The organism is Bradyrhizobium oropedii, assembly GCF_020889685.1.
Classification (GTDB): domain Bacteria; phylum Pseudomonadota; class Alphaproteobacteria; order Rhizobiales; family Xanthobacteraceae; genus Bradyrhizobium; species Bradyrhizobium oropedii.
In genome coordinates this window covers 1-13,706 of record NZ_JACMYO010000022.1, presented here as the reverse complement: position 1 = coordinate 13,706, position 13,706 = coordinate 1, and the positions used below count along the sequence as shown (strand labels likewise).

Annotated in this window: 9 protein-coding genes and 3 pseudogenes; 5 read left to right on the top strand and 7 right to left on the bottom strand. The window is 61.5% G+C overall.

Features of this window, described 5'->3' with window-relative positions:
* Window positions 1-12: 12 nt before the first annotated feature.
* From H8A95_RS08815 to folD, 4 genes are read left to right on the top strand one after another with little or no spacing between them, the layout of a single operon-like run.
* Window positions 13-2,985, top strand: a complete 2,973-nt coding sequence (locus H8A95_RS08815) for a sarcosine oxidase subunit alpha family protein (RefSeq protein WP_229182844.1) — start codon at window positions 13-15, stop codon at window positions 2,983-2,985.
* Window positions 2,978-3,586 (top strand): sarcosine oxidase subunit gamma, encoded by a 609-nt coding sequence (locus H8A95_RS08810; protein WP_229182817.1) that lies wholly within the window; start codon window positions 2,978-2,980, stop codon window positions 3,584-3,586. The genes H8A95_RS08815 and H8A95_RS08810 overlap by 8 nt, the downstream gene beginning before the upstream one ends.
* 30 nt (window positions 3,587-3,616) lie before the next feature.
* The gene (gene purU / locus H8A95_RS08805; RefSeq protein WP_229182816.1) at window positions 3,617-4,477 is read left to right on the top strand and encodes a formyltetrahydrofolate deformylase; all 861 of its coding nucleotides are present in this window, start codon (window positions 3,617-3,619) and stop codon (window positions 4,475-4,477) included.
* Window positions 4,478-4,480: 3 nt separating this feature from the next.
* A complete protein-coding gene (folD, locus tag H8A95_RS08800) occupies window positions 4,481-5,356 on the top strand; it encodes a bifunctional methylenetetrahydrofolate dehydrogenase/methenyltetrahydrofolate cyclohydrolase FolD (RefSeq protein ID WP_229182815.1) in 876 nt (291 codons plus the stop codon).
* 124 nt (window positions 5,357-5,480) lie between these two features.
* On the opposite strand, the gene glnT is transcribed toward folD, so the two are convergent.
* From glnT to H8A95_RS08780, 4 genes are all read right to left on the bottom strand, one after another.
* Entirely contained in the window at window positions 5,481-6,779 is a 1,299-nt protein-coding gene (glnT, locus tag H8A95_RS08795; RefSeq protein ID WP_229182814.1) for a type III glutamate--ammonia ligase, read from the bottom strand.
* A gap of 76 nt (window positions 6,780-6,855) precedes the next feature.
* Window positions 6,856-8,184, bottom strand: coding sequence for an FMN-binding glutamate synthase family protein (locus tag H8A95_RS08790; protein WP_229182813.1), 1,329 nt, complete (start codon window positions 8,182-8,184; stop codon window positions 6,856-6,858).
* Window positions 8,185-8,196: 12 nt separating this feature from the next.
* Complete coding sequence (locus H8A95_RS08785) at window positions 8,197-8,886, bottom strand: GltB/FmdC/FwdC-like GXGXG domain-containing protein (protein ID WP_229182812.1); 690 nt, start codon at window positions 8,884-8,886, stop codon at window positions 8,197-8,199.
* Window positions 8,886-9,779 (bottom strand): class II glutamine amidotransferase, encoded by an 894-nt coding sequence (locus H8A95_RS08780; RefSeq protein WP_229182811.1) that lies wholly within the window; start codon window positions 9,777-9,779, stop codon window positions 8,886-8,888. Before H8A95_RS08780 ends, H8A95_RS08785 begins: the two co-directional genes overlap by 1 nt.
* 379 nt (window positions 9,780-10,158) lie before the next feature.
* Here H8A95_RS08780 and H8A95_RS08775 point away from each other — a divergent pair, with 379 nt between their 5' ends.
* Window positions 10,159-10,821, top strand: a complete 663-nt coding sequence (locus H8A95_RS08775) for a helix-turn-helix domain-containing protein (RefSeq protein WP_229182843.1) — start codon at window positions 10,159-10,161, stop codon at window positions 10,819-10,821.
* 615 nt (window positions 10,822-11,436) lie between these two features.
* Here H8A95_RS08775 and H8A95_RS08770 read toward each other — a convergent pair.
* From H8A95_RS08770 to H8A95_RS08760, 3 pseudogenes are all read right to left on the bottom strand, one after another.
* Window positions 11,437-11,811: pseudogene (locus H8A95_RS08770) on the bottom strand (oligopeptide/dipeptide ABC transporter ATP-binding protein); the annotation flags it as partial.
* A pseudogene (locus tag H8A95_RS08765) lies at window positions 11,811-12,296 on the bottom strand (methylmalonyl-CoA mutase family protein); the annotation flags it as partial. The pseudogenes H8A95_RS08770 and H8A95_RS08765, both read right to left, overlap by 1 nt.
* A gap of 111 nt (window positions 12,297-12,407) precedes the next feature.
* Window positions 12,408-13,706: pseudogene (locus H8A95_RS08760) on the bottom strand (ATP-binding protein); the annotation flags it as partial.

Sequence of the window (13,706 nt, the reverse complement as noted above, 5' to 3'; positions counted from 1 at the left end):
GCAGCCTCGTACATGAAGCCTCGCCGGCTCCCGAAAGGCGGCCTAATCGATCGCAGCAGGCCGCTGAACTTCACCTTTGACGGCGAGCGCTATCATGGCTACGCAGGAGATACGCTCGCCTCTGCCTTGCTCGGCAATGGCATCAAGCTCGTCGGCCGCTCGTTCAAATATCATCGGCCGCGCGGTATCCTGACCGCGGGCAGCGAGGAACCAAACGCGCTCGTCGAGCTGCGGAGCGGTGCTCGGCGCGAGCCGAACACGCGCGCGACGATCGTTGAGCTGTTCGACGGTCTTGAAGCGCAAAGCCAGAACCGCTGGCCTTCGCTCAAATTCGATGTCGGCGCGGTCAACTCTGTGCTCTCCCCATTTTTCGCCGCAGGCTTCTACTACAAGACCTTCATGTGGCCCGCTTCTTTTTGGGAGAGAGTCTACGAGCCGGCGATCCGGCGCGCCGCTGGTCTCGGACGCGCGAGCCCCGAAGCCGATCCGGACATCTACGAAAAGCTGTACGCTTTCTGTGACGTTCTCGTCATCGGCGGCGGTGCAGCAGGACTTGCCGCGGCATTGAGCGCGGGCCGATCGGGCGCGCGGGTCATCCTGTGCGACGAGGATTACGTCCTTGGGGGCCGTCTCAATGGAGATAACAGGGAAATCGGAGGCGAGAGTGGTTCCGCGTGGGCGCACCATGCGAGCCTTTCCCTCGATGCCCTGTCGAATGTTCGCGTATTGCGCCGGACCACGGTGTTTGGTGTCTATGACGGCGGAACCTACGGCGCGGTCGAGCGTGTCTCCGACCACCTTTTGGTCCCGGCGTCACATCAACCCCGGCAGCGGCTTTGGAAGATCGTCGCCAAACGTGCGGTACTTGCTACAGGCGCAATCGAGCGGCACATCGTGTTCGGCGGCAATGACCGGCCCGGGGTAATGATGGCTTCGGCAGTTCGCACCTACCTGAACCGGTTTGCCGTCCCGGCTGGCCGCCGCGCCGCGATCTTCACTGGCTGCGATGACGCATGGGCGACCGCTTTCGATCTACTCGGGAGCGGAATTCCGGTGGAAATCATTATCGACATGCGAACGGAGATTGACTCGCGTCTCACCGAAAAGGCGAGCCGGTTGGGTATCCGGACCGTTGCGGGCGCACGAGTTCTCACGACGCGCGGAAGCCAAGATCTCAAGACCATCTCCGTTCGCACGGCGGATGGGCAAACGAGCGATATTGAAGTCGACTTGCTGGCCATGTCGGGCGGGTGGACTCCAAATCTCGCCCTGGCCACCCACCTCGGCAGCCGACCGAGCTGGTCGGATACGCTGGCGGGATTCGTCCTAAATACGCCTCCTCGCGGTATGACGGTGGCAGGGGCCGCACAGGGATCCTTTGCGCTTGCGGACACACTCCGCGAAGGCGATGCGGCTGGCGCCGCAGCGGCAGAAGCAGCCGGGGGTGCCGTGCAGAATCATCCGTTGCCTCAGGCCGATGACGAGCACATTAGCTCAAAGCCTTTCTGGTACGTCGCCGAAAGCCGATCAAAAGCGTTCGTCGATTTTCAGCACGACGTTACAAGCAATGACATCGCGCTCGCAGCCCGCGAAGGCTTTCAGTCAGTGGAATTGCTGAAGCGATATACGACCCTTGGCATGGCCACCGATCAGGGCAAAACGTCGAACATCAATGGTCATGCCTTGATGGCGCAAATCACCGGACGCCGGATGTCGCAAGTCGGCACAACCGTGTTCCGTCCGCCCTATACCCCGGTTGCCATCGGTGCGCTCGCTGGTCATCATCGCGGTCCAGCCTTCAAGCCGACGCGCCTCACCGCGGGCCATCGTTGGGCCGAAGAATGCGGCGCCACGTTTGTGGAGGCTGGGCAGTGGCTCCGCGCGCAATGGTTCGCTCGACCCGGCGAGACCCACTGGCTGACGACAGTGTCGCGCGAAGTCAGAGAGGTTCGCGGCAAAATCGGCGTCTGCGACGTCTCCACTCTCGGCAAGATCGATGTCCAGGGTAATGATGCGGGTGCATTCCTGGATCGGGTCTACGTCAATATGTTCTCGACGCTTCCGATCGGCAAGGTTCGCTATGGTCTGATGCTGCGCGAAGACGGTCTCGTTATGGACGACGGCACCGCAGCCCGCTTCGCGGCCGACCACTACGTCGTGTCGACGACGACCGCGAACGCTGGCAAGGTCATGCAACACCTTGAGCACGCACGCCAGGTACTCAGGCCTGAGCTCGATGTTCAACTCGTGTCCGTCACCGAGCAGTGGTCGCAATACTCGATTGCCGGACCGCACTCCCGACTGCTCCTGGCTCGGCTACTCGGTGACGCCGCTGATATCTCCGACACCGCCCTTCCCTATTTAGGCTGCATCGAATTCAGCTGGTGCAACGTTCCGGCCCGCCTGTTCCGAGTCTCCTTTTCCGGCGAACTTGCCTACGAGCTGGCGGTGCCGGCGCAATTCGGCGATGCCACCATCCGGGCGATGATGGAGGCCGGCCGCGAACTAGGTATTGTGCCCTACGGCACCGAAGCGCTGGGCGTGATGCGCATCGAAAAAGGCCACGTCGCCAGCAACGAACTGAACGGCATGACGACGGCGACCGATCTTGGCCTCGGCCGTATGATGTCGCGCAAGAAAGACTTTATCGGTCGCGTGCTCGCGATGCGTCCGGGACTCGCCGATCCCGAGCGACCAGCGCTGATCGGCATCAAGCCGGCTGCCAGGACTGCGCGACTGCATGCCGGCGCACATTTCCTGGCCGTCGGCGCGAAGCCGAACATGGGAAATGACCAAGGTTACGTCACTTCCGTCGCCTTCTCGCCGATGCTTGAGCATTGGATCGGCCTCGGCCTGATCAAGAACGGCCCGGCACGCATCGGAGAAATAGTGCGCGCCTACGATCCGGTCCGCAATCGCGACACCGAAGTCGAAATCGTCTCTCCCATCTTTTTCGATCCCGAAGGGACACGTCTGCATGGCTGATTCTGTTCTATCCTCTCGCCCAGCCTTGGACATCGGCCAATCGCAACACGGTGGTGGTGTCACCATTTACGAGCTGCGCGGACTTGGCTTGGCAACGATGCAGACCCGCAAGGGACAGCACGCCTTGCTGCGAGACCGTATCAAGCAGCATTTCCTTCTCGATCTGCCCATGAGCCCTGCGATCGCGCGCGCGGGGGAGATCGCCTTCGCGGGCATCGGCCCGAACTACTGGCTCGCCATAAGCGAAAGTGCCGGTCCTCTGTTTGGCATGTCACTCAGACAGATCGTCGCGCCGCTCGCGTCCGTGTCGGATCAAAGCGGCGGCTACGCTGTTCTTCGCGTCAGCGGACATGCGATCAGAGACGCCCTTGCCAAGGGCTTTCAGATCGACCTCCATCCTCGTGCGTTCGAAGTCGGAGCCGCAGCGACTACGATCGTCGCCCATATCGGCGTCACGATCTGGCGTTGCGAAGACAATGCCGACGGCAACGCCTGCTTTGAGATTGCCTTGTACCGCGGCCTTGCCAAGAGCTTCTCAAGCTGGTTCTCGAGCAGCGCCGCCGAGTTTGGCTGCGACTGGCAGACCCAAGCCGCTCCGTAAGCTGCAAATATCCTATTCCATGAGACGCCCATGTCTTCAGATAGCTACGTTCTGACCTTCTCGTGTCCCAACAAGCCGGGCATAGTTGCCGCCGTTGCCAAAACGCTGTTCGAGGCCGGCGCCAATATCCAGGAATCGCATCAGTACGACGACGTCGAGACCAACGCCTTCTTCGCCCGCATCCGCTTCAATTTCGTCGGAACCGACAATGCGGAAGGTTTCAGCGAAGCCTTCGCAATCGTCGCCGACGAGCTGCAAATGAGGTGGACGGTTCGCCCGCGTTCCGCACGCCCCAAGCTGCTCATCCTCGTGTCGCGGTTCGATCATTGCCTGGCGGACCTGCTCTATAAGTGGCGGATTGGCGAACTCTCCGCCGATATTGCTGGCATTGTCTCCAACCATCCGGTCGAGACCTTCGCGCATCACGATCTCAGCACCATTCTGTTCGATTACCTGCCGGTCACATCACAGACCAAATCTCAACAGGAAGCGGTCATCTGGAAGATCGTCGAGGACCGGAAAGTGGATCTCATCGTTCTTGCCCGGTACATGCAGATCCTGTCCGACGAACTTTCGGCGAAGCTCGCCGGGCGCTGCATCAACATCCACCATTCCTTCCTTCCCGGCTTCAAGGGTGCAAAGCCGTATCACCAGGCGCACGGCCGCGGCGTCAAACTGATTGGCGCCACCGCCCACTATGTAACGCCCGATCTCGATGAAGGCCCAATCATCGAGCAGGATGTCGAGCGCGTCTCGCATCATGACCAACCCGACGATCTCGTGCGCAAGGGTCGTGACGTCGAACGGCGGGTGCTGTCGCGAGCCGTATTCTGGCATATCGACGGCCGCGTCATCCTGAACGGGTCCAAAACCGTCGTTTTCAAGGACTAGGCTATGACTGCGATCAATATCGACGGCAAGGCGATCGCCGAGCAGGAACGTCTCAAGACGGCGGCGGCGGTCATGGAACTGCAACGGCGCCGCGGCCGCGTACCGGGACTTGCTGTCGTACTCGTTGGCAACGATCCCGCAAGCGAGGTCTATGTTGCCTCCAAGGCGCGTCAGACCATCGCCACTGGGATGCGCTCGTTCGAGCACCGCCTGCCGGCCAAGACCTCGCAAGAGGCGCTTCTTTCCCTGATCCGCCGGTTGAACACCGACGACGAGGTCGATGGTATCCTTGTACAACTGCCATTGCCGGCACACATGGATACCGACACCGTTATCTGGTCGGTCGATTCCGCGAAGGATGTCGATGGCTTCCACCCCGAGAATGCCGGACGTCTGATGCGCGGGATGACCAGTCTCGTCCCCTGCACGCCGCTTGGCTGCACGCTGCTGCTTCGCTCGGTGCAGACGGAACTGGCGGGCCAGCATGCAGTGGTGCTCGGGCGATCGAACATCGTCGGAAAACCGATCGCTCAGCTCCTCCTGCAGGCCGATTGCACCGTGACGATGACGCACTCGCGCAGTCATGACTTGCCGGGACTTTGCCGTCAGGCCGATATCTTGGTTGCGGCAGTCGGAAAACCGGAGATGGTCCGCGGCAGCTGGATCAAGCCTGGCGCAATCGTCATTGACGTCGGAATCAACCGCTTGCCGGCAGAGAACGGGGCTAAGGGCCGGTTGGTGGGGGACGTTGCCTTCGGAGAGGCTCGGGACGTGGCCGGCGCCATCACCCCCGTTCCCGGCGGAGTTGGTCCGATGACGATCGCCTGCCTGTTGCGAAACACGCTGCAGGCCGCAATGCGGCGGTGGAGCGAGAGCTGAAACGTCAGATGCGGCGCGGACCGATAGTTGCGTCGCTCTCCGATATCCAAAACACAGGTTTATCTACTGATGCGGCCCGAGGGAGTGCAGCAAGCCTGCACCTCCCCACTTGATTTGAGGCCCGTCAGCAATCGAGCGTGGTTTCGCGCTCCCATTCCGTTAAATGACGGGAATAGGAGTTCCATTCGTCGGTCTTGAGCTTGATGTAGCTGGGAACGAACGCGCCCAACCTTTCCGACAGCACCGACGATGATCGCAGCGCTCGGATCGCATCGAGCAGATTCAGCGGCAGCGTCTTGCCAGCCTCGACGGTGTGGCCATCGGTATACATGTTGATGTCAAGGCGTTTGCCGGGATCTCGCTCGTGGTCGATCCCGTCGAGTCCGGTGGCAAGCAGACCTGCCTGCAGCAGATAGGGATTCGCCGCCCCGTCGGCCAGCCGGACCTCGAAGCGCCCTCCTTCGGGAATGCGGATCAGATGGGTGCGGTTGTTTCCCGTATAGGTCACCGAATTCGGAGCCCAAGTCGCTCCTGAGGTCGTGCGCGGCGCGTTGATGCGCTTGTACGAGTTGACGGTCGGATTGAACAGCGCTGCGAGTGCATCGGCCGAGTGCATGATGCCGCCCAGGAAGTGATAACCGAGCTTTGAGACGCCGAGCTCGCCGGTTTCGTCTTCGAATAGATTGCGGCCATCGCGCCACACCGAGATATGGGCGTGGCAGCCATTGCCGGTCAGGTCGACGAACGGCTTGGGCATGAAGGTCGCGCGCAGCCCGTGCTTCTCGGCGATCGAACGCGCCATATATTTGAAGAACGCGTGACGGTCCGCCGTCTTCAAGGCAGCGTCGAACTCCCAGTTCATCTCGAACTGGCCGTTAGCGTCCTCGTGATCGTTCTGATAGGGCTTCCAACCAAGCGAAAGTATGGAATCGCAGATCTCGACGATGACGTCGTATCGTCGCATCAACGCCTGCTGATCGTAGCAGGGCTTTGACTGGCGGTCGGCGCCATCGGAAATCCCGGTGCCATCGGGCGTTATCAGGAAGAACTCACACTCGACGCCGGACTTAAGCTCATAGCCCTTCGCGGCAGCATCGGCGATCAGCCGCTTCAGGAGATTGCGCGGCGCTTGCGCAACCGGCTTGCCGTTCATCCAGGGATCGGCGGCAAGCCAGCCGACCTCGGGTTTCCACGGCAACTGGATCAGGCTTCCCGGATCTGGCATCGCGAACATGTCGGGATCGGCTGGCGTCATGTCGAACCATGTCGCAAAGCCGGCAAAGCCGGCTCCGCTCTTGACCATGCCGTCGATCGCCGCAGCCGGCACGAGCTTGGCGCGCTGGACGCCGAACAGGTCAGTGTAGGAGATCAGGAAATACTTGATGCCTCTCTCTTGCGCGATGGCATGCAGACTGTTGGCCATGACTACCCCTTTGATGCTTCAACACCCCGGCATTGAAAAATTTGCCGTCCATTGGATTTCGCGCGATGCAGATCCGCTATTTTGTTATTCCCGGAATCCAGTTGGTTCCGGCCAGCGGCACGCCCGCCATTGCTGCGGCCTCGATCGTCAATGCGACAAGGTCTTCCGGTTCGAGATTGTGCAGGTGGCTCTTACCGCAGGCCCGCGCGATCGTTTGGGCTTCCAGCGTCAGCACCGACAGGTAGTTTGCCAACCGCCGGCCGGCCTTCGCGGGATCGAGCCGCGCCGCGAGCGTGGGATCCTGCGTGGTGATGCCGGCAGGATCCAACCCCTCCTGCCAGTCGTCATAGGCACCGGCAACGGTGCCCAGCTTTTCGTACTCCGCCTGCAACTGCGGATCGTTGTCGCCGAGCGCAATCAGCGCCGCGGTGCCGATGGCCACCGCATCCGCGCCAAGCGCCAGCGCCTTCGCAACGTCGGCGCCGGTGCGAATCCCGCCGGAGGCGATTAACTGCAGCTTGCGGTGCAAGCCTAGATCCTGCAGCGCCTGCACCGCGGGCCGGATTGCCGCCAAGATCGGCAGGCCGACATTCTCGATGAATACTTCCTGCGTGGCAGCCGTGCCGCCCTGCATGCCGTCCAGCACGATCACGTCGGCGCCCGATTTGGCCGCAAGTGCGGTGTCGTAATAAGGACGGCTGGCGCCGACCTTGACGTAGATCGGCTTTTCCCAATCGGTGAGCTCGCGCAGTTCCTCGATCTTGATCTCCAGATCGTCAGGCCCGGTCCAGTCCGGATGCCGGCAGGCCGAGCGTTGGTCGATGCCTTCCGGCAGCGTGCGCATCCTTGCAACTCGCGCCGAAATTTTCTGCCCGAGCAGCATGCCGCCGCCTCCGGGTTTTGCGCCCTGCCCGATCACGATCTCAATCGCGTCGGCCTTTCTCAAGTCATCAGGGTTCATTCCATAGCGCGATGGCAGGTATTGATAGACTAGGATGGAAGAATGCCCGCGCTCTTCTGGGGTCATCCCGCCGTCACCGGTGGTCGTCGACGTCCCGACCGCGGAGGCGCCGCGTCCCAAAGCTTCCTTGGCCGGGGCCGACAGTGCGCCAAAGCTCATGCCCGCGATAGTGACGGGTATCTTCAGCTTAATCGGCTTCTTGGCAAAGCGCGTACCCAGCGTGACATCGGTGCTGCACTTTTCCCGGTAGCCTTCGAGCGGATATCGCGAGATCGAAGCGCCCAAGAACAGGAGGTCATCGAAATGCGGCAGCACACGTTTCGCGCCACCGCCGCGGATGTCATAGATGCCAGTCGCCGCTGCGCGCTGAATTTCGGCGATCGTCTGCGGACTGAAGGTGGCGGAAAATCGAGGTAGAGTGCGATGAGACGGCGGAGCGGTCATCAGAAATCCTGATCAATAGGCGTCGACGTTATCGATGTGGAAGTGATAGAGGCGGCGCGCAGAGCCGAACATCGTGAAGTCATTGGGGCTTACTGAATCGGCCAAATCCGCGCGCTTCAACACCGACCTCAGGATCGACTTATCCTCCGCCGACATCTCCTTCTCGATGCAATCGGCCCCCAGGCTCGCGACGTTACCGCGCACAAACAACCGGGCCTCGTAGATGGAATCGCCGAGTGCCTCGCCGGCGTCTCCGAGCACAACCAGATTGCCGGCCTGCGCCATGAACGCACTCATCGGCCCAATCGAGCCTTTGACGACGATGTCGATACCCTTCATCGAGATACCGCAGCGCGCAGAAGCGTTGCCGTCGATCACCAGCAAGCCCCCGCAGCCGGTCGCGCCGGCGGCCTGGCTAGCGTCCCCCCTGACACGAACTTCGCCGGACATCATGTTTTCTGCTACGCCCACGCCGGCATTTCCCGAAACGAGGATTGTCGCTCGCTTGTTCATGCCGCCGCAGTAGTAGCCGACATGGCCTTCGATATCGATCGTGACCGGCGCATCGACGCCGCATGCGATCGCATGCTTTCCGCCGGGATTGGTCACTATCCAATGGGTTTCATTGGTGGCAGGCGCCAGCGCATGAAGCATCGCGTTCAATTCGCGCAGCGGCGCTTTGCCAAGATCGACGTTCGACATCAACCCCGCTCCCAGGCGTAGACGGTTGCAGGCCTCGGTTCGAAAAGATGCGCCTTATCGACACCCGGCAACATCGCAAGCGCGCGATATTCGGAGCCGAATGCCACATAGTCGTCGGTCTCAGCCATCACCGCCGGCTTGCAGGAGATAGGATCGCGCAAAACCGCAAATCCGCTCTCTGTCCCCACGACGAAGGTGTAGAAGCCGTCGAGATCGGCGAGGCTTTGCGTCAACGCTTCTTTTAGCGAAGCTCCCTCCCGGATCTTCCAACTGAGATAGCCTGCGGCAACCTCGGTGTCGTTTTCGGTTTCGAAAGTCATGCCTTCGCGCTGCAGGACGCGACGCACGCCGTTGTGATTCGAGAGCGAGCCGTTGTGGACGAGGCATTGGTCGAGCCCGGTCGAGAACGGATGTGCGCCGCGCGTGGTCACCGCCGATTCCGTCGCCATGCGAGTGTGGCCGATACCGTGGCTGCCCTCCATCCGCACCAACCCAAATCGCTGCGCGACTCGCTGTGGTAGACCGACCTCCTTGTAGAGCTCCATTCGCTTCCCGGCCCCGACAAAACTAATGTCCATGCGCGCAGCGATCGAGCTGCGCGCTTGCTGCTCCTTGAGTGCGGGCAGCGAAATCACCGCGTAGGTATCGCGAAAGGTAGCGGGCAGGTCTTCCCCGACCGCGCGCCCTAGTTCTGCGACTGCTTCCCGTAGCACAGCCTCGTTCGCGCCGCTCACCGTCAGCTTCACGCGGCCTCGCGCACCATCGCCATAGACGGCGAAGCCCGCGCTGTCGGGGCCGCGATCGCTCATCACGGCGAGCATGTCCGACAACATCGCCCCGAGCTCTGGCTCAAGTTTCGGTTGCTTGAGAAACAGCCCCACGATTCCGCACATGAAATCCTCCGCTACGGTGTTTTCCGCCCACGCAAGCCTTGCGTTACAGTAACTTTAAAGAACATCATATTCCTGTCAAGAAACAATTGAGGCGTCACCAGGATACAGAACCTGGCGTGCCGGACGGGTCAGCGTTGCGTCGGCGCGATACGATCGCTCGGCTCGACGGTCCTGGAGATCGGAAACGTCCCGCCGAAAACACTAGCAAAATCGGAATGGGCCGATACCGGCGAGCTTATGTGGGATCAGCGCGAAAGCTGCGGCCGCCTAGCGGGAACCGCTGGCCGCAGTATAGAGTGGGCTATTCTTGATCCGGTCGGCGAATCTGCCGCGGCCGCCTCATAAAGCCCGACGGCGCAGATTGAGCGAGGTTTTCACCGTGGCGAAAGGCGCGATCAAGCGTTCGGAAGGACAGGCACCGAAGCAAGGACCGGAGCTTCTGACGGGTTCGCTCGCTCCCAAGGAAGTTCCCCCCTCTCTCGAATCGGAAATCGGCGCCGAAGTCCGCCGACTGAGGAAAGAGTTTGATCTCACCGTATCGGAACTCGGCGCCGCGGCCGGCATTTCCGCCGGCATGATGTCCAAGATCGAGAACGGGTCGATCTCCCCCTCTCTGGGGACCTTATCAGCGCTTGCGAAGGCGTTGAATGTCCCGATCGGACGCCTATTCCGCGAAAGGGCCGAGCAGCGTGATTGCTCCTTCGTGAAGGCGGGGACCGGTGTGCGCATCGAGCGGCGAGGAACCAAAGCCGGGCACCACTATGACTTGCTCGGCCACAGCGTCGGCGGCGATGTAGTCGTCGAGCCTTACCTGATCACGCTCAAGGGCGACGCCGTTCCCTACACCGACTTCCGGCACTCCGGCGTAGAGTTCATCTACATGCTCACGGGCAAAGTACGCTACCGGCACGCCGATCGTAGCTACCTGCTTGAACCCGGTGACGCGCTTTTTTTTGACGCGGCAGCTCGCCATGGTCCGGAAGAGCTCGTAAAGGCGCCAATGACGTATCTCTCCATTATTGTTTATCCGCGGCGCAGCTGATCTGGAGCGCAAACTGCCCTCCGGAGATGGCGACAATTCACGAATCTCTCTCGCCAATGATGCGATCATCGCGGTAGCAATGAAACTTGAGCGCTTTCGTGTACGAAGCACTGATTATGCGGAGCTAGACCTGCTGTCGCGGCGCGGCATGCAGGATTCGCTTGTTTTTGCCCGCGGGTAGCAGCTCGGGGCTTGTCCAGGTTCATCGCCCTTTACGGGTGCGATTTGCCTCCGACCGGACATAGCGGGACAGGATCGGTCCTGGACAGGATGCACGGGTCTTCTTGATTAACACCGAGGGTGCGACCGACCATCGAATTTACGAAGAGTTCGTCGGTGCGACGCCTGCGACGGTCGGCTAACACGGCTGTCGTACCGATCCGCCAAGTCCAGCAACCTCTTCTTGATGAACGGGTCTGCCTTGTCCGCAAGGACGCGAATGTTCCGAGCCGGGCCGCTCATAAACTGTTCGTCTACGAAACACCTGCCCAACAATAACTTCACGTGAGCGCACATTTCTCGCAGGTTTCGAGCCGAGCTACAGAGCAGGTAACGATAGTATGACGTTGTCGACCAACCGAGTTGAGCCGACGTAGGCTGCGGCGCAGAGCGCTGTGGTGCGCCGTGAGCCAGGACCTCTACGCGCATGACAGGCGACGGTACAAGCGGTGGCACTTCAGTACGGCAGCGCTCGACGGCGAGTGCGCAGCGCGGATGAAACGCGCAGCCTCGAGGAGGTTGATTGGGCTTGGCACCTCACGCTCCACCGGCGGCTTCAGCCGAACGTGCGAACGTGCGCGAGATCCGGCACTGGAGCTGCCGCAATCAGCGCCTCTGTGTAGGGTGGACAGGCTTGGCAAAGAGCGCTTCGCATGGGCGGGTAAACTCGACGATCCGTCCCGGGTAAATTACCGCGATACGACGGCCGATGCGCTCGACGACGCTAAGGTCATGCGAAATGAAGATAGAGGCGATGCCCATCTGCTGCCGTTCTGGATCTTACCAGATAAAGCGCCCGGTGGAACGCCTTGCTCGTCGGCGACAACGATGAATGTAGGTAGGGTGGGAATGACCGCTCCATTCATGGTCATCGAGACGGATGTTTCCCCAAGCGGAATGCCGTCGAAGAGATTTTTCATGTCTTCATCAGAAGCTATTGCGACTCCGGCCTTGTCACATCCCCTTAAACGCTGCGGTGCGCCGCCAGATCGAAAGCGACTGACAATCCATTTTGTCCGGAGGCGAGGGCAGCACGGTAGAATGCGTTCGATACCTCAGTTGTAGAAAAGCCGGCATACTGCCGGATAGTCCAAGGTCGGCCGGCGTACATGGTCGCTCGCGGACCACGACGAACAGCGACATTCCAGGTATCGTGTCCACCTGCGCGATGCCATTTAGGTCCGAAGCCGTTTAAGCTGGTTTGATCGCTAGTTCTCCTGAGTTTGCCGCACGAGCGAAATGGGATCGCGCTTCATCTCTTTCTCGGCAATCTTCTTCCACTCTTCGGGAAACGCTTGATCGTCCTCCTCATCTCGCCATACGAGAGCCCAAACGCCGATCGAATGGTCGACGTCGAAAGCTGGTCGTTAGAGATTGCACGCGAACTCCAGGATCAGCGCATCGACCGCGAGCGTGGCACCGGCGGCGGCCTGGATCTTCTTCACCGTGCCGTCGCGCTCGGCGCGCAACACGTTCTGCATCTTCATGGCTTCGACGACCGCCAGGGTCTCGCCGGCCTTGACCTCCTGGCCCTCAGTCACCGCGATCGACACCACGAGACCGGGCATCGGGCCCAGCAACTTCTTGCCGGTGTCGGCGGCCGAGACCACCGGCATCAGCTGCGCCGAGGTCGCCTCGGTCTCGGTGAAGACATAGACCGGGACCTCAAAACCCTGATGCGCGAGGCGGAAGCCGTTGTTGATCGCCCGCACCTGCACGGCGACGAAGTTGCCGTCGATGATGCCCTGCCACACCGGCTCGCCCGGCACCCAGCCCGACACCAGATTGTGCGGATTGCCCGGCAGCCCGTCGGCGCCGATGAAGCGCACTGCAATCGCGTCATCCTCGCGCGCGACGTCGAGCGCGATTTCGGCGCGATCGAGCCACACCGCGCGACGGCGCTCGCGCTGCACCACGCGGCCGCCCATCTGGCCGGAAATCTGCCGCTTGCGCTCGCCCAGCACGTGATCGATCGCGGCACCGAGCCGCGAGCCGCCGCGCGATCTCGCCCTCGGGGGCGCGCGCGGAGAATCCCTTGGGGAATTCTTCCGCGATGAAGCCGGTCGAGAGCCGGCCCTCGCGCCAGCGCGGATGGTTCATCAACGCCGACAGGAACGGAATGTTGTGCCTGATGCCGTCGACATAAAAGGCGTCGAGCGCGGTCGCCTGCGCCTCGATCGCCGCGGCGCGCGACGGGGCATGGGTGACGAGCTTGGCGATCATCGGATCGTAGTGGATCGAGATCTCGCCGCCCTCCTGCACACCGGTGTCGTTGCGGATCGTGATGCCGTCATGGCTGGCCTCGGCCGGCGGACGGTATTTCACCAGCCGGCCGATCGAGGGCAGGAAGTTGCGGAACGGATCCTCGGCATAGACGCGGGACTCCACCGCCCAGCCGGTCAGCGTGACGTCCTTCTGCGCGAGTGCAAGCTTCTCGCTGGCGGCGACGCGGATCATCTGCTCGACGAGGTCGATGCCGGTGATCAGCTCGGTGACGGGATGCTCGACCTGCAGACGGGTGTTCATCTCCAGGAAGTAGAAGCTCTTGTCCTGGCCGGCGACGAATTCCACGGTGCCGGCCGAATCGTAATTCACCGCCTTGGCCAGCGCGACCGCCTGCTCGCCCATCTTGCGGCGGGTCTGCTCGTCGAGCAGCGGCGACGGCG

What these genes read in the sequence shown, in the direction of transcription:
- H8A95_RS08815 (WP_229182844.1), top strand. Translation starts at nt 13, where the DNA reads ATGAAGCCTCGCCGGCTCCCGAAAGGCGGCCTAATCGATCGCAGCAGG.
- H8A95_RS08810 (WP_229182817.1), top strand. Translation starts at nt 2,978, where the DNA reads ATGGCTGATTCTGTTCTATCCTCTCGCCCAGCCTTGGACATCGGCCAA.
- purU (WP_229182816.1), top strand. Translation starts at nt 3,617, where the DNA reads ATGTCTTCAGATAGCTACGTTCTGACCTTCTCGTGTCCCAACAAGCCG.
- folD (WP_229182815.1), top strand. Translation starts at nt 4,481, where the DNA reads ATGACTGCGATCAATATCGACGGCAAGGCGATCGCCGAGCAGGAACGT.
- glnT (WP_229182814.1), bottom strand. Translation starts at nt 6,779, where the DNA reads ATGGCCAACAGTCTGCATGCCATCGCGCAAGAGAGAGGCATCAAGTAT.
- H8A95_RS08790 (WP_229182813.1), bottom strand. Translation starts at nt 8,184, where the DNA reads ATGACCGCTCCGCCGTCTCATCGCACTCTACCTCGATTTTCCGCCACC.
- H8A95_RS08785 (WP_229182812.1), bottom strand. Translation starts at nt 8,886, where the DNA reads ATGTCGAACGTCGATCTTGGCAAAGCGCCGCTGCGCGAATTGAACGCG.
- H8A95_RS08780 (WP_229182811.1), bottom strand. Translation starts at nt 9,779, where the DNA reads ATGTGCGGAATCGTGGGGCTGTTTCTCAAGCAACCGAAACTTGAGCCA.